Genomic DNA, 19,400 nt, shown 5'->3' with positions numbered 1-19,400 from the left:
TTTTTTTATAAAGTAGAAAAATGCTCCAATATGATGTAAAATAGTTTCTTTTTTTCAATTTTAAATTAGTTGCTTAGTCTTTGAATTCCTTTATAAATCTAGCTTTTTCTTTTTTTCTTTTTATTTAACACTACTTTTTGAGGATTGATATCATTTAAATCATAATATTTCATAAATTTAATACACCAAGAATGATAAAAAAAAACAAAAATGAAAATCTATTATTTCCTCTTGGCCTTTATACTTTGCTTTATAAGGGTCAATGCCCAGGTTGGGATTGCTAAAATTCCCGGCTTCCAACCTGATACAAGAACACTTCTGCATGTAAAACAGGACAACAATGCAGCACGTATGCCCAGATCCAATACTGCTTCAATACTTCCCACTTCTGCAGTTGGTACCACAGGAACCGGAACCCAAGGCTCAATCATTTTCAATAGAGAAACCGGAAGTATAGTACAGAACGACGGTACAACCTGGAAAATATCAGATCCTATTGTAACGACCATGAAAAACAATAAAATGGCTCGTTTCATACGATCCGGAACGGTTACTACCAGCTGCGGAACCTGCGGACTGGCCTGTGCTCTCACTGTTAGAACCTGTACAGCAGCCAGTGTTAATTTTACAACTGCTACACCAAGTTTTAATGAAATTACGACAGACGTTTCATTAGCTGCAGCTACTAGTAATGTGATCAATATCAATACAAAAGGATTATATAAGGTTTCATTCAAAAGTGGGGCGCTGGACATTAGTACACCGCTTTGTATAGGGGTGATCATTAACCTCAAATCGAAACTTGATCTAGAGCTGAGTACGGCACTGGATGCTACCTGGAGACCTATTAATGACACTACAAGCAGTTCCACAGCAGGAGCTTTGTCCGTTACGACTCTTCTTCCCGGATCTATAGATGTGGGACAGTCTCTGGCATTTACCTATGTGGGCGTCTTTAATGCAGGAGATAAACTAAGGCTCACCATGGGTGGAACTCAGGATATTGGTACAGGAGTCTGTACAGGAGCATTGGGAGGAAATAACATGTTTTTTGCAATGTCAAAAACGGGAAATGCTGTTTCAGAAATTATTGTTGAAAAAATAAATATGCAATAACATGAAAAAGACTATACTACTTATGGTGCTCATTTTTCATTATGCATTAATGGCACAGGTTACTATCGGCAGCAGTACACCCAGTAATCAGAATATATTGAAAATTCAGGACGGTGTAAAAGGAGTTATACTTCCCTATGCAAATATCTATACTTCCTTTCCAAGATATAACGCTTCGGCACCTGATGTGTTTGATGACTATGCCAATCTTGTGGGAAGCCTAATTTACAACAAGAATGATGAACAGTATTACAAATATGATGGCTATGCTTGGAATCCGGCAAGACAGATTCAAGGGATATACCAGCTAAAAACATCAAGACTTGGAATATCTTCAGGAATATCCATTCCATGTATTTCATTTGGAATAGGATTTTGCTTCGCAGGAGGTTCGCCTACTTATCTGGCCCCTGACAATAAAAGCCAGGTCCTTGTTGATAATCTGACTCTTAAAAATGCAACCAATGTAACGATAAAAGTATCAGGAGTGTATGACGTGGGTGTTGCGCTTGTTTTTACAGGCGGTAGTTTTGGAGCGGTAGCCGGGGTTACTGAATTTAAACTTACACTACAGGTTAAATATCCATCATCTCCAGATTGGGAAACAGTGGTGTCAAAAACAAATTATTCCATTGTTTTTATTATAGATACACAGGGCAATAAAACATCAAGTTTTGCACAAACTATTTCTCTTCCGGCAGGAACTGAGCTTAGAGTGGTTCCAGCAATCAGTTCCACTGCCATTTCTGGTGGCGCTCTGGCAGCTTACGGAACAGATACAAATTCGGCCAGTTCATATCTTGCAGCACGTTTAATTAAAGCTTACTAATCATGAAAAAATATATCTTCTGCTGTTTGATATTGATAGCCAATATATACAGCGCACAAGTTAATTTTACTAATATTCCCAATCCCGATTCCAATGCAAGCGGCAATGATCAGGTTATGTTATACATTACCAATACAAATGAGGCTGCCGGAGTAAAAGGATTTGGTCTTCCGGCTGTTGATACGGAAGCATTACTGCCTTTTACAGGAGCAAGTGCTCCGGCAACGGTTATAGAAGAGTTGAAAGGAATGCTTCTCTTTGTTAAAAGCACAGGACAGGCTATGGTTTTCAACGGACTTGTATGGAGTAAAGCTTTTGAAGTGGAGTCCGATAATATTTCCAGATTTCAGCTCAACTCAGTTTCCACTACATCAGGAAACATACTGCTTCCAATCAATTCTTTGATTGATAAGCCTAATTTTTTGGCCGATCCATTAAAACTTAAAACGAATGTTCCAACGAGCGGTGCAAATCTTAACAGATTGTATATTCGTCAGACAGGTTTATACAGGATTAATTTAAATATCACCTTTACTGGTCCCGCAGGCTCATTTAGCAGCAGATTAGGAGCAGGGATCTATGTCAATGATACCCAAAGATTTCAGCTGCTTGAAAATACAGTGAACTTTGATGGAACCAATAGAAAGATCAATCTGGATTTCTCCGTTTATGCAATACAGGGACAGTACATTACTTTGGAAGCTGTTTCTGAAGTTGGAGGTACCACTTCCTATACAGTAACCAATAACAGTTATGTAACAGTCGAGAAAGTACTATAATAATAACCCTCTTTAATAAATATTACCCTTGGATTTCTAAGGGTAATTTTTTATTCCTCATTGATAATTTCTGCATGTGATGAATCTTTTTTAGCTTTGCTGAAAATTTTCTCATCAATGGAAATGCATAAAGACTTTTTTATATATCAGGCACAAACCACAAAATTCGCAGCAGGTTTTGAAGTTGAAAAAGCAGAAGGAAGCTATATTTACGGAACAGACGGAAAAAAATATCTGGATTTCGTAGCAGGTGTTTCTGCCAATACATTAGGGCATTCACATCCTAAAGTGGTGCAGGCCATCAAAGAACAGGCAGACAAATACCTTCATGTAATGGTATACGGAGAATATGCACAGGAAAAACCGATTGCATTGTGTAAGCTATTGGCCGAGGCTACTCCGGATCCTTTGGAAATTACCTATCTGGTGAATAGTGGAGCAGAAGCTATTGACGGAAGTCTGAAACTGGCCAAACGTTATACCGGAAGAGAAGAAATTGTTTCTTTTAAAAATTCATACCACGGCAACACACACGGTGCATTAAGTGTATCCGGTAACGAAAGCCATAAAAGAGAATTTCGACCGTTATTACCTATGATCAGTTTTATTGAATTCAACAATGAAAATGATCTGGATCAAATTACAGAAAAGACAGCTTGTGTGATTCTGGAAACCATTCAGGGAGCAGCAGGGTTTTTAGTGCCGGAAGGTGATTATTTAATCAAACTTAAAAAAAGGTGTGAAGAAGTAGGAGCCCTTCTGATTCTTGATGAAATCCAACCCGGCTTTGGCAGAACCGGTAAATTATTCTCGTTTGAACATTTTGGAATTGTTCCGGACATCCTTGTGATGGGGAAAGGAATGGGGGGAGGAGTGCCGGTAGGTGCTTTTATGAGTTCAAGGAAAATTATGGAAACACTCTCACATTCCCCAAAGCTGGGCCATATTACAACATTTGGAGGAAATCCGTTAATCGCAGCAGCCAGCCATGCTACTCTGAAAGAAGTTTTAGAAAGCGGTCTGATGGATGAGACTATTGAAAAAGAAAAACTGTTCAGAGAACTTCTTGTACACCCTAAAATTAAAAACATCAACGGAAAAGGGCTCATGCTGGCCGTGAATCTTGGTACACCCGATTATACCCTTAATGTAGCAAAAAAATGCATGGAAAAGGGTCTTATTGTGTTCTGGCAGCTTTATAGAAACGAATATATGAGGATCTCGCCGCCGCTTACCATCTCACTTGAGGAAATCCGACTGGGATGCCAGATCATTTTAGATGTTTTGAATGATAATTAACCATAAAATCTTTCCCAAAGGGAGAGATTTTTTTATGCGTTGCATGGTGCTTTTTGCGGTCCGAAAAATATTCAATATAGATATTAAACCCGTGATAAATATCATGAAGATTCTTTAAAAAAGTAATTGCTTTTTTGTGTAATAAAAAAATTAATTTATATATTGCGGGACGATAAAAACAAAGATTATATGGCGAAACATAAAGTCCATTACGAATTTCCAATGCATTGTTTATCAGAGATTTTATACGAATATCTGGCAACGGCGGAGGGACTGTCTGAATGGTTTGCGGATGATGTGACAGAGAAAGGTGATGATTTCTTTTTTAGCTGGGGCGGAGGTCCTGCCGAAAAGGCGACTTTGATAAGATACAAGCCTGAAGGTTTCGTACGTTTTAGATGGGAAGAAGATGAAGGGACTAAAAATTTCTTTGAAATGACAATCACTATAGACGATATTACTGAAGATTTGGCTCTGAACATTACAGATTTCTGTGAGGAAGGCGATGAAGAAGAAAATGCATTATATTGGGAAAACCTTATAGAAAACCTTAGAATAAAATTAGGTGCAGCATAGGCTGAACAAAATTAAATGGTAAAACTGATGAACGATTTATCGTTCATTATTTTTTTATAAATAAATCACATCAAAAATTGGAAAATCAATATTTTACATCAGACGGGTTAAATGTAAAGAATAGAGCGTTTCTTTTGGGTGACGCAGTTAAAGTTTCATTCTTCATCAGAAACGGAGGATTGATCATGGATGAAGAATGTTATTTCTTCCTGATGGCTTCTATGAGAAAAATGAGAATGAATATTCCGCTCACTTATACCCTGGAGTTTTTTCAGAACCTTTTTCAAAAAGAGGTTATCGATGGTAAAGGAATAAAAAATGGGATCATCAACTTCCAGGTTTTTAGAAATAATGATGCTGTAACGGTTTCAAAATCCTCAGTATCCTATTTTTATGAAGTGACGGAATTGGATGATGTACTTGCTGTTCATCAGAGACTTTTGGAAATGGATCTCACCAAGGAAATCAATGTCAATAATAATTTATTAAGCAATATCAGGGTTCATAGTCCGGAAAATATCTACGGAGGGATCTATGCTGAAGAAAATGATCTGGATGATGTGATCCTGCTCAATCCTAATAAAAGAATTGCCCGTACCACTTCCGGAAACCTGTTGTTTCTCGAAGGAAATGTAATCAAAGTAGCCAAACAGACAGAAGGTGCATACATCTCTCCTTTAATGGAAAATTTTGTCACTTTTTTACATAAAAATAATCTGGCAGATATTCAGGAACATGAAATTATAGCCTTTGAATCTCAGAAAGCTGAAGAGATTTTAATGATCTCCGATGAAAAAGGCATATTTTCTGTAGGTAAAATAAGAAATAAAACTTTTGAAAGCTCCCGTTTTATAGAAATGGTCGAAAGCTGGAAAAATAGTTTTTAAAATTGACAAACCCGGTAAACAACAAAGTACCCAAGTCCTTTACCGGGTTTTATTCTGAATAAATCAGAAATTGTTTCTTTATTTAGTATTCACGGATAATCTCTGTGAATTTTTGTGCGATCTCTTTCTGTCCCTGTTCACTGGTGACATAATCCCTGTCTTTTGTATTATTCATAAAGCCAAGTTCTACCAATACTGCAGGAGCTTTTGTTTCCCTTAGCATATGCAGATTACGTTCCTCAATTTTATGGACATCAAATTTTTTAGAAATTTTTTCAGCAAGCTTTTTTGAATTTTCTGTATTCTGAATATATACTTCAGTTCCCTGCTTTGAGGTTTCTTTCTCAGGACCCATATTCATATGAAGAGAAATAACCATCTCCGGATTCAGCTTATTAATCATAGCTGTTCTCTCCTGAAGAGTAGGATAGGAATCAGAATCCCGGGTTAGAATCACTTCATACTTATCCTGATTTTCATTCAGTTTCTGGATCTCTTTAGCAATATTGACAGTGATCTCCTTTTCTGAGAATTTTCCATAAACCGTTCCCATATCATTTCCGCCGTGTCCGGCATCTACAACGATGTATTTTTTATGAATAGGGGTAAAAGATAAGAATGACGCAGAAAAAGCTGATAAAGCGAGTAATTTGAGTCCTTTCATTTCAGTGATTTTGGTTTGTCAAATAACGGAAAATCTTTCTTTAAAATTGGTTAACATAATCTTAAAAGTTTGTTAATGTTTTCAAAGTGTATCAGATGGGAATTCAGTTAGTTAAGAGAAATGTCCTCAGGAGAGTTGGCCCAAAGGAGATACTCCCCTCCAAGATTCTGCATAATAGATTTCCAGAGCGTTTGGTCATTGGGAAGAGTATAGTCTAGATTATAGACATCTACTACCGTCCATAGCTTTCTATGTACTTCATCATCCAGCTGCTCCGCAGACCATCCCGAATAGCCTGAGAAGATTTTCACATCGTTAATATCCAGTTCCTTATTAAGCACAGCACTAATGATACTTTCGATATCTTCCGTCAGATAAAAATCTTTGTTGATCTCAGAAAATACCTCTGTTACCTTTTTTTCTTTTACGATAAAGAAGACCTTATCATTTTCCACAGGACCACCATCATACACCTCTATTTTGAAGTCAAAAAAGTTTTTGAACTTACTACTCATCTGGCCGTTCTTTTTATTCAATATCAAACCAAATGCACCGCTTTCATTATGCTCAATGATCAGTACTACCGATCTCGAAAAAATATCGCCGGAAATATCGGGTGTGGAAATTAATATTTTACCTTTGTATGAGTAATTCATACTCAAATTTAATAAAAATATTTTATGGAAAACCTGCACGACAAGAGAAAAGTGTATGAGAAATCCCAACTTATTGAAAGTGAGATAAAACAGAATCCCATCGAACAGTTCAGGGACTGGTTTTTGGACGCCAGTGAGAGTTCTGAGGTCTCTGAAGCCAATGCCATGGCGGTTTCTACAGTAGAAGAAGACGGTTGTCCCAGAACCAGAATGGTGCTTCTTAAGGCTTATACACACGAAGGATTTATTTTCTATACCAACTATGACAGCAGAAAGGGAAAAGCAATAGAAAGCACCCATAAAGCCTGCCTTCATTTTTTTTGGCCCAATCTGGAAAGACAAATCATTATTAAAGCTGAACTTGAAAAAATAGCTGAAAACCTAAGTGATGGATATTTTCATTCAAGGCCTAAAGGAAGCCAGCTCGGAGCTGCTGTTTCACCGCAAAGCCAGGTTATTCCAAATAAAGAGTTCCTTGAAAAAAAACTAAAAGAACTGGAAAAACAATACGAAAACAGCGAAGTGCCAAGACCCGCCAATTGGGGTGGATATATCGCAAAACCTTACGAAATTGAGTTCTGGCAGGGAAGACCCAACCGTCTCCACGACAGAATTATTTATCAGCTGGAAGACCTGGACTGGAAGATTTCCCGACTGGCACCATAGTATTTAGAAGCTAGAAATTAGAATTTAAAGGTTAGAAGATGGATGCTGGAAAATCGGAGTTGTAATTAGGAATATTAGAAGATCACGACCTTTTTAATTCAAAGATGCATTAGACTAACCTAATTTTATAGTATAAAAGATATCATTTAAAATTCAATAGGAGCGGGCTTTAGCCCGCTTTCAATTTATAGCATTTAATAATGGCTTTAGCCAAAACTTAAGAATAGGTAATAAGTAAATATGAAATGATTTTAGCATTTTACTGATTGTATAATTCTTGTAAGGTTGAGGCTCCCGAAGCCACTTAAAATCACAAAAAAAAGGCCACTTCCTGAGAAACAGCCTTTGAATTTTTTAATCTGAATGATTATTTTTTCTTAACTCCAGAAACTGCATTTGATAAATCAGCTCCTGCTTTAAATTTAGCAACTTTTTTAGCAGCAATTTTGATTGGCTTTTTAGTAGCAGGGTTGATACCTTGTCTAGCTGCTCTCTCAGCTACTGAGAAAGTGCCGAAACCTACTAAAGAAACTTTTCCGTCTTTTTTCTTTAAAGTAGTTGTTACATTACCGATGAATGACTCTAAAGCAGCTTTAGCTGCAACTTTAGTGATTCCTGCATCTTTTGCGATTGCGTCGATTAATTCAGACTTGTTCATAATTTTTAATATTAAGTTAGTTCGTAATTATAGCAAATATAATACTATTTTCTAATTGTGCAATTATTTTATAAAAAATTATATAATTTTTTCTCTTTTTAGCTAAAACAGTTAAAATATGATAATTTGACTTTTTACATAAAATCTACGTTACGGCTTACTAAAATCATGCCAAATGCTTATGTGTATTGACTTTAGCAAAAAATTAATATTATTTCCTGTGTTTATTAAATTCTGAATTTCGTGAAAACTATTGATGTTTTTAATAATATGTTTGCTGATTTTCTAAATAATGGCTTGAAAGCTTGTATTGTATAAAAATAAATAGCTGAGTTTGTGGATGTTTTAAATTGATTTCAAAAGCCTGTTTTATTAATTTTTATTAATAAATTTGCAGCATGTTAATAGAAGTTTTCAAGTCTAAGATCCATAGGGTGCGGGTTACGGCCTCTGACCTTAATTATATTGGGAGTATAACGATCGACGAAGATCTTATAGAAGCTGCCGGTCTGGTAGTGGGAGAGAGAGTGTATATCGTCAATGTGAACAATGGAGAGCGTTTTGATACCTACGTTATCAAAGGGAAGAGGAAATCCGGGGAAGTATGCCTGAACGGTCCTGCAGCAAGAAAAGTACAGAGAGATGATATCATTATCATTATTGCTTATGCACAGATGACTCCTGAAGAAGCAAAAGTTTTCCAGCCGAAGATTGTTTTCCCTGATGAAAAAACAAACCTTCTGACCTGATCCATGGATAAAAAATCAAAGAATCCTTTAAAATCAATACTGACAATAGTAATATCGCTTGCTTTTGCAGGCTTTTTTTTATGGCTAGCTTTAAAAGGACTAGATTTTAAGGTGATCAAGGCATCTTTGGCAAAGGCCAATTATCTCTGGGTGCTTTTTGCTTCTGTTTTTGGTATTCTGGCTTACTGGTTTAGGGCCATACGCTGGAATCTTATGCTGGAACCCATGGGGCATAAAATTTCAAATTCCAATTCACTCTGGTCCATATCTTTCGGATACCTGATGAACCTGACGATTCCGAGAAGTGGTGAAGTGGCAAGAGCTACCGCTTTGTATGGAGTGGAAAAAGTTCCGGTCGATAAATCCTTTGGAACAATTATTCTGGAAAGAGTAGTAGACCTTATATGTATGCTGGGATTCCTGGGGCTTACGTTGATTTTTAAATACGAAGCAATTCTTGCCTTTTATCAAAACTCAGGCGTTAATATTAATCCTAATAAGATTCTGTTTGGTCTTCTGATATTGGCAGCAGGAACTGTTCTGTTTTTTGTATTCAAAAAGAGACTTGCTGATGTCCCTTTTTTAGGAAAGATTGTTAATTTTATTGACGGAATTTTTCAGGGCTTGACAACCATATTCAAATTAAAAGAAAAAGGAAAATTTATCTTTTATACCTTAGGAATATGGATATGCTATTACTTTGCAGCTTATCTTGTCTGTTTTGCGCTTCCTGAAACCTCAAATTTTACTATTGCTGACGGCTTTTTTATCATTGTTGTCGGTACCTTGGGAATGATCATTCCTGCCAGTGGTGGAATCGGTGCTTTTAATCTGGCGATGAAGTTCGGCTTTATGGCCCTTTTTATCTCAATGGGGAAAAGTGCTGAGCTTGGTGGAGAAATGGGCTTGACGTATTCATTTATTTCACTTCCGCTGCAAATCACTATTATGCTGGTGATGGGACTTATTTCAATTCCTATGCTGGCTAAGGCAAGAGAAAAAACAGTTTCTCATAAGGAATTTAATAATTAATCAACAATAGCTTTTAATCGATACAAGTCCAATTTTTTAATTGGACTTTTTTATTTTGAATACTCGGAACCTTATCGTTTCTAAAATCCATAAGATTCATTTTGCCCGTTTTTGTATTATGTTAAAGCCTTATTAAAATTGAGGATTACCGTATGCTATTCATTTTTTTATCAATAAATTTGGTCAGCTCACAAATCACATTTATCTTAAACAAAAAATAATTAATAATCTAAGCACTATGGCAATTAATTTACAGAAAGGACAAAAGATCGATATAGGATTAACTAAAATGACGATAGGATTGGGCTGGGACCCTAATGAAGGGACAGGCTTTGACTTCGATCTGGACGCTTCTGCCATCATGATTGATTTCGACAGAAAATTAATAAATGAGGAATGTTTTGTTTTTTATAATAACCTTCAGTCTCCCGATGGCGCACTCACACACACCGGAGATGATCCAAGCGGCAAAAACAGCGACGGAGACGATGATGAAGCAATTATTGTAGATCTTGAAAAAGTAGATCCTAAAGCAGAAGAAATTCTTTTCGTAGTCACTATTGAAGATTTTGAAAGAAGAAAGCAGAACTTCGGGCAGGTGCGAAATTCATATATCAGAATTGTAGATAACAGTACCAACCAGGAGATCGCAAAATATGAGCTGGATGAAGATTTCTCTATTGAAACCGGGGTAGAATTCGGAAGACTTTACAAAAGGAACGGAAGCTGGAAATTTGAAGCTTCAGGAATCGGTTACAGAGCAGACCTGGCCTTCTTCCTTGAGAAATACTATAAAGGACAGATCATTAAATAATTATTTTATCAAATACACAAAACTATAACTATGGCAATTAATTTACAGAAAGGTCAGACCATTGATTTAAGGAAGAATGACCGCGGAGAAAGTGTTTATGATCTTTCACAAGTGACGATAGGTTTAGGATGGGATGTAAGAAAACAAGGTGGTTTCTTTGGAAAGCTGTTCAGTAAAGAAGCAGAATACGATCTCGATGCTGTTGCATTTCTTTTGGATGGAAACGGTAAAGTGGCCAACCTGGGAAAAACGGTACAGACGAATGAAGGAAGGCAGATCGCACTGTATCAGGGCGATGTGGTTTTCTTTAATTCTATGCAGCATCCGAGTGGAAATATATGGCTTACGGGAGACAATAGAACCGGTGCCGGAGATGGGGATGATGAGCAGATCATCGTTAAACTTGATCAGTTGGACGAGCGCTATCAGAAAATATTATTCCTGGTGACCATTTATCAGGGAAAACAGAATAACCAGCACTTCGGAATGATAGAAAATGCTTTTATCAGGGCAGTAGATGCCAAAGGAAAAGAGATTACAAAATACAGCCTGTCTGGAGATGCCAGTATGAACGGAAAATGTGCGATGGTTTTTGCTGAAGCCTATCGTCACAACGGCGACTGGAAATTCCGCGCTATCGGCGATCCACATCAGACCGATAACTTTATCGAAATTCTGAAGCAATATTCATACAGCAATTAAATCTGAATTTTTATCAAATGAAAAGCCGGCAGCGAAAGTTTTCAACTTTCCTGCCGGCTTCAGAAATACAATCATCTTACCATGAGCAGGAGATTATTAGCATACTTTTTACTGGATACCTCGGGTTCTATGAACGGAGAACCTATCCAGGCACTCAATAATGGATTTAACGGGCTGATAAGCATGCTCCGGGCAGATCCACAGGCGATGGACAGTCTCCATCTGAGTGTGATCACTTTTGACCGCGAGGTTAAAAATATTATTCCTCTGACCGATCTTGCCAGTTTTTATCCTATGGAAATCACCTGTCCGGACAGTGGTCCTACCCATACCGGGGCGGCTTTGGAAATGGTTTCAGAACTGGTGAAAAAAGAACTGGTCAAAGGATCTTCGGATGAAAAAGAAGACTGGCGGCCACTGCTGTTTATATTTACGGACGGAAAACCATCTGATATTCAGAAATACAGACAGATGATCCCTGTAATCAGAAATCTGGAATTCGGGGCTATTGTTGGCTGTGCCGCAGGTCCGAAAGCAGATGAACAGTTCCTGAAAGAGCTTACAGACCATGTAGTAAAGCTGGATACTACTGATGCAATCACGCTTTCCTCATTTTTCAAATGGGTAAGTTCATCCATCACGATGGGCGGAAAGTCACAAGGAACTGGGGAAAGCACACCGCTGCCACCGCCACCTTCCGAGCTTAATATTATTATTTAAATCATTTGTCTTTACTATACATCATGAGAAGACTTCCCATTTATTTTTTAGTTGATGTCTCCGAATCTATGGTTGGAGAGCCCATTGAGCAGGTACAGGAAGGTATCGCCAATATCATCAGAGATTTGAAGAAAGATCCGTATTCACTGGAAACGGTCTATATCTCCATTGTAGGTTTTGCAGGAGAAGCTGAGGTTATTACCCCGCTTCAGGATATCATCAGTTTTTATCCTCCGAAAATTCCTATTGGAAGCGGGACATCCCTGTCTCAGGGTCTTATTAAAGTAATGGATTGCATAGACCGGGATATTGTAAAAACAACTTACGACAGAAAAGGCGACTGGAAACCTATCGTTTTTCTTTTTACCGACGGTGTTCCTACCGATGATGCTACAAAAGCTATTGAAAGATGGAACAATAAATACCACGGAAAATCCAATACAATTGCCATATCTATTGGCGAAAATACCAATTATAAGCTGTTGGGTACTTTATCAGACAATGTTTTACTGTTCAATAACTCAGATGAAAATTCCTATAAAGAATTCTTCAAATGGGTGACAGATTCCATTAAAACAACCAGCCAGAGTGTTACCGAAGCCAATAAAGAAGGAATTAATCTTTCAAAAATCGATTCCATTATTCTGGAAAAAGTAGATCCCACGCTGGAACAGAAATTTCCAGACAATAATTTTGTTGTTCTGAACGGTAAATGTTCTGAAACAGAAAAGCTGTATTTAATGAAGTTTAAAAAAACATTCGCCGAATCAAGCATACCGGGAATGTCGACAAGGTATTACAGACTGGATGGAGCCTATAAAATTGATGAAAAATCATATCTGAGACTTTCATCCTCCCGGAAAACTCATCTTACAATATCGATTGAAGAACTTCAAGGAGGTACGTCCTGTCCTCACTGTGCCAATCCTGTTGCTCTGGCGAGCTGTTCATGTGGTGGAATTCACTGTCTGAAGGGAGAAGGTTATAACAAATGCCCATGGTGCGGAACTTCAGATTATTACGGATTTTCAAGTGAAGGATTTGATATTAACCGGACTCTGGGATAGCAGAATGAAGTCCTGTTTCTAAGACCAAACACAAAACAATGGAAAAAACTGTTATTTACAGGGAAAAAGAAGAGTTTAAAGAAGTCCATCTGGTGCTTAAAAATGCCATTTCAAAACAGTTTTACGAATTCATTTTTGAGATGGATGATTTTCCGAACATAAAGATTAAAAGCATCGGCAACCTTCAGGAAACAGGTCTTACATTTGAAAACAATAAATTATCAGGGATTCCTCACGCAAACAGCATTCATGATCTTGACATTGAATTCTTTCACATCCATGATGAAAACAGTACGGAAATCAAAAAAGTACACTTGCTTGTTAATGCTGATCCGAAAGATCTCTGGAAAAATATTCCATCCGATATCAACAATGATTATTATAAACCCGATGAAGCATCTTACAAAGGAAAATTCTCAGGCAAAAAAATTACCGTTGTCTCTAAAAGAGGACGTTCACATGCTCATGAAGGAAAATTCAGGGATGATGATTTTGCAGTAGATGAACTTTCCGGAGGCTGGAGCATCGTTTCAGTGGCAGACGGTGCCGGGTCTGCGATTATGGCAAGAGAAGGATCCAGACTGGCAACTATTTCAGTGAACCGATTTTTCAGCTCTGAAGAAATTTTAAAAGGAATCGAAAAGAATATTGAAACGGTTTACAATACTTCTGAGTTATCAAAGCAATCTGAAGCCAGGGAAAATATCATAAGACTTTTGTATGAAGGAGTGCTGTATGTATATCATACTTTGGATCAAGCGGCAACAGAGCATTCGTTTTCGATAAAAGATTTTCACACGACACTGATTTTTGCATTAATAAAAAAGTTTGATTTCGGTTATGTCATTCTTACCTTTGGAGTAGGAGACTGCCCGATCAACCTGATCAGTCAGGATTTTTCTGAAGTAAAACTTCTGAATCAGATGGATGTGGGAGAATTTGGTGGCGGAACCCGTTTTATCACCATGAAAGAAATCTTTAGTGATGATCCTGCTTCACGATTCGGAATGACCTGCGTCAATGATTTTTCCTACCTCGTACTGATGACAGATGGGATTTACGATCCAAAATTCATGACGGAAAGTAAGCTTGAAAATATCGACAGTTGGAAAACATTTTTTAATGATCTGGCTGGAAATAATGATGACCGATTGAAAGTAGATTTTATCAACGACAGCCATATTGATCAACAGCTTCTTACCTGGACCGATTTCTGGAGCAGAGGAAATCATGACGACAGAACACTAGCCATAATCTATTAAACATGAAAAAAACTGTTAAAGTTGTTTCCATTTTGGACACTGCAAAATCTTATGAATACGTAGATGAAAGTCCGATCCGGGGCGGAGTGAAAGATGTCTATTTTTCGCCGGACAGGGAATATGTGGTGGCTTTTTACCGAACTCCTTTGGATGCCGGACAGAAAGAGCGTATCATGAGAATTGTCTCCACTTATCTAGGGAATATAAAAAATGGAAATTCATCAGATTACTTTCTGAACGAAATATTCAGATGGCCTTATGATATTGTAGAAAAAAATAAACTGACAGGAATTGTGGTTCCTGTTTACCATAAAAAGTTCTTCTTTGCCAAAGGATATATTGGATCAGATAATATTCAGGGGCAGGATAAAGTAGGAAAATGGTTCACGGCTCCCATGTTTAGAAATAAGCAGTATCCGCTAAGATTGGATCACTCAGAATTGGGGGACTGGCTCAGTTATTTCCAGATTACCATCAATATCAGCAGGGGTGTGAAAAAGCTTCACCAGATGGGACTGGCGCACTCCGACCTTTCCTACAACAATATTCTGATAGATCCGGTGACGAAATCTGCCTGTATTATTGATATAGACGGATTGGTGGTTCCAAAACTCTTCCCGCCGGAAGTCATCGGAACTGCAGATTTTATTGCTCCGGAAGTTTTAAAAACCAAGCATCTGAGCATGCAGGATCCCGGTAGGCATTTGCCGAACCAGAAGACAGATCTTCATGCACTGGCAGTATTGATCTATATGTACCTGTTCAGAAGACATCCGTTGCGAGGCGGAAAGATCTGGGATCTGGATGCTGAAAAAGATGAGGTGATTTCTATGGGTGAAAAAGCATTGTTTATAGAACATCCTCAAGATCCTTCCAATCAGGTAAAAGCCGATCACTTAAGAAAATGGGATGCTTTCTGGGGCGATCCTCAAAAAATTCCTTTTACAGCTGCGGGTCCTTATCTATCCGAACTGTTTAAAAAAGCATTTATAGACGGTCTTCATGATCCGATCAGACGGCCTATGGCTAATGAGTGGGAAACCGCTCTGCTGAAGACCGCAGATCTTATACAGCCTTGTTATAATCCGGAATGTACTGAAAAATGGTATGTCTTTGACAATACCAGCCATCCGAAATGTCCATTCTGTGGAACTCCGCACAAAGGAACCCTTCCTGTTCTGGATCTGTACTTTAAATTTGATGATGAGGTCTGGAAACCTGAAAATCACCGACTGATGGTTTATAACAACCAATATCTATTCAAATGGCATGTGTCAAGAAAGGTCATCAGAAATGAAAATCTTACGATGCAGGATAAAATGCCTGTCGGATATTTCACTTTTCATAATGAAAAATGGGTATTTGTAAACCAAAGCCTGACCTCGATGAAAGACGTTACCGAACAGAAAGAAATTCAACCTGGCTCTATGGTGGAGCTGACGGATGGCAAAAAAATACTTTTGTCTTCAGAAGAAGGAGGAAGACTGAGTTTTGTTACTTTGGCGAATCAGTCATAAAATAATTAGGTGGGTGGGGCTTCGAGCCTCAGCCCTCAGAAATGTTTGTCATTAATGATAGGCTGCTGCAATGAAGTAAGTATCCTTTAAAGTTGACTGAAGTTCTCGAAGCCACCTTGAAACTCCATAAAAAAAGAATGTTCATCTTCACCCACAATTTTAAAGCCTAAACTTGCATATAAATTTTGAGCTTTGTTGGTTTTCAAGACACTTAATGTTACTGTTTTTTTATCCTTGGAAGCTTCCTCAAGAATATCAGTTAAAATCATTTTTCCAAGACCTTTTCCCTGTTGGCTGGGATCGATCTGAAGCTGCATAACCTCTGTTTTGTTCTCGACTTTATCAATCTTCAGTAATCCTACAGGTTCATTGTTTAATAAGATGATATGCGCTTTGTCGAACTGGTAAAGAATTCTCTGTAAAGTTGTTTCCTTATCTGTTGGAAGATTGGAATCTGCATAATGCGGATTCATGGTTTTCGTTCTTAGATCAAGAAGATAATCCATATCATTTTCCGAAGCTTTTCTGTAGGTGATGATAGTATTCATAAGTTGTTGTTGAGATCCGATTTTGAACCGGATTGTTGGTAACCGTCTGGAATTAATAGGAATCTAAGATAACGATTCTTGGATTTTTTTCTACATTAATTCTCAGTTTCATTTCGATGGACTGTTTAAAAAACGAATAGGCATAGTAGATGGTCTGTGCATAAGGGCCTTTTCCATCAGCAGAAGACTCCTTTATAAAATCACATTCCCTTTCAATTTCTTTAAACAGGATCAGATTGTTTTGATGATCTGCAGTTATCTGCCGGATGATGTCCTCTTCTTTTTTTGTAAATTCATATTCATACCCGTCCATCTTTTTATCAAGAATCATTTTCACCAACAGAATCATATAATCATTAAATTTTAAAAAATCTGTTGAATCCATATTAATGCCGCCTTCACTATTTCCTAATTTATCATTCTCCAGTTCGTAGATGGGAAAATAATGCGTGTAGTTTCCATATTGAAACATATAGCTTGTGCAAACTGTTGAGGTAGGAAGTTCATAAAGCAGAATAATTCCATACCAGTCATACAAATCCCCAAGATGTTTTTTCATTGCGGAATAATCGCTTATTGTAGATTCTGAATATACCTCTTCACTGAGAAAAAGATTGATTTTAAACAGTTCATCAGCCGTGATAGTGTTGATGTCACTTTTGACCTTTTCCAGTACTTTTTCAAGGGTAATATCATAGGTGCCAATTTCTTTTTTTCTGTCTTCCAAAAAGGTTTTAAATGTTCTGGTGTGGAATTTTTTGTGCTGCAGATCCTCATAAAGACGAACAGACGCCTTCTCCTTATCGAACATATAAATTTCAGTATTTCTTCCCACGTAACTGTATCTGTAAATTATTTCAAACCTATTTTCAGACCCATTTCTTTTTTCATATACAGCAAAACTTCTGCATTTCCTCTGGCGTCGTCTACAGGATGATGTGTGTGTTCTGTTTTACGGAGATGTTTCCATTGCGCGAAAGTATCTTTTTCCAGCCCGCAATATAGATCAGACAGTCTTCTTGATGAATAACCGAAAGGATTTTTTCCGATAAAATGATGAAAGTACCAGCAGATGAACATCCAGTCGAAGCCATTATTGTCACTGATGAAAATAGGTCTTCCTTTAGAATTTTTCTCAATCCATTCCTCAAAAGCCAGCATGACATTTTTTGGATCATCAAATTGCATCGTTTCTTCTCTGCTGAAGCCTGAAACAGCCAAAGCATCCGGATTGAATTTCTCCGAAATAGGTTTCAGTTTTCCATAGAAATTGGTATTCAGTTCCTCATTCACAAGGACTGCCCCAAAACAGATCATCGAAAAATCTCCGGGAATCGGGCCGTCCGATTCAATATCGACCATGATATAGCTCATCACTTTTATTTAATGAAACGAATATATTGAAAATTACCTCACGAGTCTTAAGATTTAAACGAGTTCAAAAAAATCTCTTTTCCCGATTTTTACCTTTGTTTCTGGTAATAATTCAATTTTTTTATCAGGATCCGTTATTTTGATATGATTAATCTGAATGCCTCCGCTTTCGATCATTCTTCGGACCGCCGATTTGCTGAGGTCACTTTTAAGTGCGCTGCAGAGTTCCACCAGTGTGATCAGGCTTTCTTTATGTTGAAGTGAAACTAAAGAAATAGGTTCATAGACTTTCTCTTCGGAATTTTTGCTCTGAAACTGGCTGCTGAAAAATTCTTCTGCAAGCTCTGCCGCTGCATGATCATGATATTGGGTAATGATATTTTTAGCGATAAGCTTTTTAATGTTCATTGGGTTTTCCCCGTTTTGTAGTTTTAATTGTAAACCGGCCTTTTCCTCAGCAGAAAAATCAGAAGCAAGATCAATAAATTCATCGATAAGACTGTCGGGGATCGACATGGTATTTCCAAACATATCATTAGGTTCATCCGTCAGTCCGATAATATTATTCAGGGATTTGCTCATTTTTTCTTTGCCGTCAAGACCTTTGAGCAGAGGCATACACATCACCACCTGTGCTGACATCTGATGAGCCTCCTGAAGCTGCCTTCCCATGGTGCAGTTGAAAAGCTGATCCGTTCCGCCCATCTCAATATCACATTCAATCTTAACAGAATCGAAACCCTGAAGGATAGGGTACACAAGCTCATGCATCGCAATCGGTGTGTTTTCTGTAAATCTTTTATTGAAATCCTTTCTGTGCATCAGTTGGGCTACCGTTACCTTTGACATCAGCTGAATGACCTTTGAAAAACTCAATGCATCCAGCCAGTCAGAATTAAAAACAATTTTGGTTTTTTCCACATCAATAATCTTCGAAAGCTGATTGATGTAGGTCTGTGCATTGTGATTCACATCTTCAACACTTAACGGTTTTCTCGCCTTGTTTTTTCCTGTTGGATCACCAATTCTGGCCGTAAAACTTCCAACTACAATCACAATTTGGTGTCCCAGTTCCTGAAACTGTTTCAGTTTTTTGAGCACGACAGCGTGACCCAGATGTAAATCCGGAGCCGTAGGATCAAATCCCAGTTTGATAATTAATTTTCTGTTTTCCTGTTCAGCCTGTTTAATTTTTTGTTCCAGACCATTTTTCGGCAGGATGATGGCTGCATTTTCTTGTAATGTATTGATCATAATAATTAGGTTTTTAAAACAAAAAAGCCCGGACAATGCTGTCCGGGCTCTATATATAAATTAGATTATTCTTATTATAGTACAGATATAGAAAGTCTTCCCGAACGGTTCGTCGGGGAGTAATACTCACTGAAAAAAGGAAGACGCAATATGCTGTTTAAATGTTTCATTAATAATGTAAATATAAAAGCTTTTTGATGATAATCCAATATCTAAACCATTAAGACCCGC

22 protein-coding genes are annotated in these 19,400 nt (G+C 37.6%); 15 read left to right on the top strand and 7 right to left on the bottom strand.

Annotated elements, in window-relative coordinates; translation table 11 throughout:
- Window positions 1-210: 210 nt before the first annotated feature.
- The 6 genes from QF044_RS13930 to QF044_RS13905 all read left to right on the top strand — a co-directional run bounded on the left by QF044_RS13930 (window position 211) and on the right by QF044_RS13905 (window position 5,486).
- Window positions 211-1,116, top strand: coding sequence for a hypothetical protein (locus tag QF044_RS13930; RefSeq protein WP_307268375.1), 906 nt, complete (start codon window positions 211-213; stop codon window positions 1,114-1,116).
- A gap of 1 nt (window position 1,117) precedes the next feature.
- Window positions 1,118-1,945, top strand: coding sequence for a hypothetical protein (locus QF044_RS13925; protein ID WP_307268372.1), 828 nt, complete (start codon window positions 1,118-1,120; stop codon window positions 1,943-1,945).
- Window positions 1,946-1,947: 2 nt separating this feature from the next.
- Complete coding sequence (locus tag QF044_RS13920; RefSeq protein WP_307268370.1) at window positions 1,948-2,724, top strand: hypothetical protein; 777 nt, start codon at window positions 1,948-1,950, stop codon at window positions 2,722-2,724.
- Window positions 2,725-2,847: 123 nt separating this feature from the next.
- Window positions 2,848-4,023, top strand: coding sequence for an aspartate aminotransferase family protein (locus QF044_RS13915; RefSeq protein ID WP_307272029.1), 1,176 nt, complete (start codon window positions 2,848-2,850; stop codon window positions 4,021-4,023).
- A gap of 189 nt (window positions 4,024-4,212) precedes the next feature.
- The gene (locus QF044_RS13910; RefSeq protein ID WP_027385644.1) at window positions 4,213-4,599 is read left to right on the top strand and encodes an START-like domain-containing protein; all 387 of its coding nucleotides are present in this window, start codon (window positions 4,213-4,215) and stop codon (window positions 4,597-4,599) included.
- Between the two features lie 77 nt (window positions 4,600-4,676).
- Complete coding sequence (locus tag QF044_RS13905; protein WP_307268366.1) at window positions 4,677-5,486, top strand: aminotransferase class IV; 810 nt, start codon at window positions 4,677-4,679, stop codon at window positions 5,484-5,486.
- Between the two features lie 82 nt (window positions 5,487-5,568).
- Here QF044_RS13905 and QF044_RS13900 read toward each other — a convergent pair whose 3' ends face one another.
- Entirely contained in the window at window positions 5,569-6,150 is a 582-nt protein-coding gene (locus QF044_RS13900) for an N-acetylmuramoyl-L-alanine amidase (protein WP_307268363.1), read from the bottom strand.
- A gap of 107 nt (window positions 6,151-6,257) precedes the next feature.
- Window positions 6,258-6,806 carry a YqgE/AlgH family protein gene (locus tag QF044_RS13895; RefSeq protein ID WP_307268360.1) on the bottom strand — a complete coding sequence of 183 codons (549 nt, stop codon included), beginning with the start codon at window positions 6,804-6,806 and terminating at the stop codon, window positions 6,258-6,260.
- Between the two features lie 24 nt (window positions 6,807-6,830).
- Here QF044_RS13895 and pdxH point away from each other — a divergent pair, with 24 nt between their 5' ends.
- Complete coding sequence (gene pdxH / locus QF044_RS13890) at window positions 6,831-7,472, top strand: pyridoxamine 5'-phosphate oxidase (protein ID WP_307268358.1); 642 nt, start codon at window positions 6,831-6,833, stop codon at window positions 7,470-7,472.
- A 367-nt stretch (window positions 7,473-7,839) separates the two neighbouring features.
- Here the strand turns inward: pdxH and QF044_RS13885 are convergent, their stop codons facing one another.
- Window positions 7,840-8,130 (bottom strand): HU family DNA-binding protein, encoded by a 291-nt coding sequence (locus QF044_RS13885; protein ID WP_034748416.1) that lies wholly within the window; start codon window positions 8,128-8,130, stop codon window positions 7,840-7,842.
- A 398-nt stretch (window positions 8,131-8,528) separates the two neighbouring features.
- On the opposite strand from QF044_RS13885, the gene panD reads away from it, so the two are divergent.
- The 8 genes from panD (at window position 8,529) to QF044_RS13845 (ending at window position 15,993) form a co-directional block, all read left to right on the top strand.
- Window positions 8,529-8,879, top strand: coding sequence for an aspartate 1-decarboxylase (gene panD / locus QF044_RS13880; protein ID WP_034706528.1), 351 nt, complete (start codon window positions 8,529-8,531; stop codon window positions 8,877-8,879).
- 3 nt (window positions 8,880-8,882) lie between these two features.
- Complete coding sequence (locus QF044_RS13875) at window positions 8,883-9,911, top strand: lysylphosphatidylglycerol synthase transmembrane domain-containing protein (protein ID WP_307268353.1); 1,029 nt, start codon at window positions 8,883-8,885, stop codon at window positions 9,909-9,911.
- Window positions 9,912-10,149: 238 nt separating this feature from the next.
- Entirely contained in the window at window positions 10,150-10,725 is a 576-nt protein-coding gene (locus tag QF044_RS13870) for a TerD family protein (protein ID WP_307268351.1), read from the top strand.
- Window positions 10,726-10,755: 30 nt separating this feature from the next.
- Window positions 10,756-11,427, top strand: coding sequence for a TerD family protein (locus QF044_RS13865; RefSeq protein WP_307268348.1), 672 nt, complete (start codon window positions 10,756-10,758; stop codon window positions 11,425-11,427).
- 81 nt (window positions 11,428-11,508) lie between these two features.
- A complete protein-coding gene (locus QF044_RS13860; RefSeq protein WP_307268345.1) occupies window positions 11,509-12,147 on the top strand; it encodes a VWA domain-containing protein in 639 nt (212 codons plus the stop codon).
- Between the two features lie 5 nt (window positions 12,148-12,152).
- Window positions 12,153-13,214: a TerY-C metal binding domain-containing protein gene (locus tag QF044_RS13855; RefSeq protein ID WP_307268342.1), complete on the top strand. Its 1,062-nt coding sequence runs from the start codon at window positions 12,153-12,155 to the stop codon at window positions 13,212-13,214.
- Between the two features lie 38 nt (window positions 13,215-13,252).
- Entirely contained in the window at window positions 13,253-14,476 is a 1,224-nt protein-coding gene (locus tag QF044_RS13850; RefSeq protein WP_307268341.1) for a PP2C family serine/threonine-protein phosphatase, read from the top strand.
- Between the two features lie 2 nt (window positions 14,477-14,478).
- The gene (locus tag QF044_RS13845; RefSeq protein ID WP_307268338.1) at window positions 14,479-15,993 is read left to right on the top strand and encodes a helix-hairpin-helix domain-containing protein; all 1,515 of its coding nucleotides are present in this window, start codon (window positions 14,479-14,481) and stop codon (window positions 15,991-15,993) included.
- An 86-nt stretch (window positions 15,994-16,079) separates the two neighbouring features.
- Here QF044_RS13845 and QF044_RS13840 read toward each other — a convergent pair whose 3' ends face one another.
- The 4 genes from QF044_RS13840 to tyrS are packed head-to-tail and all read right to left on the bottom strand — an operon-like array spanning window position 16,080 to window position 19,169.
- On the bottom strand, window positions 16,080-16,541 hold the full coding sequence (locus QF044_RS13840; RefSeq protein ID WP_307268335.1) for an N-acetyltransferase: 462 nt from the start codon (window positions 16,539-16,541) through the stop codon (window positions 16,080-16,082).
- Window positions 16,542-16,593: 52 nt separating this feature from the next.
- The gene (locus tag QF044_RS13835) at window positions 16,594-17,376 is read right to left on the bottom strand and encodes a hypothetical protein (protein WP_307268333.1); all 783 of its coding nucleotides are present in this window, start codon (window positions 17,374-17,376) and stop codon (window positions 16,594-16,596) included.
- A gap of 17 nt (window positions 17,377-17,393) precedes the next feature.
- Complete coding sequence (locus QF044_RS13830) at window positions 17,394-17,915, bottom strand: 3'-5' exoribonuclease domain-containing protein (RefSeq protein WP_307268331.1); 522 nt, start codon at window positions 17,913-17,915, stop codon at window positions 17,394-17,396.
- 54 nt (window positions 17,916-17,969) lie between these two features.
- Window positions 17,970-19,169, bottom strand: coding sequence for a tyrosine--tRNA ligase (tyrS, locus tag QF044_RS13825; protein WP_307268330.1), 1,200 nt, complete (start codon window positions 19,167-19,169; stop codon window positions 17,970-17,972).
- Between the last annotated feature and the right edge of the window lie 231 nt (window positions 19,170-19,400).

It is taken from the genome of Chryseobacterium sp. W4I1 (assembly GCF_030816115.1).
Lineage (GTDB): Bacteria > Bacteroidota > Bacteroidia > Flavobacteriales > Weeksellaceae > Chryseobacterium.
The sequence above is the reverse complement of the archived record's forward strand: the minus strand, read 5'-3'. Positions and strand labels throughout refer to the sequence as shown.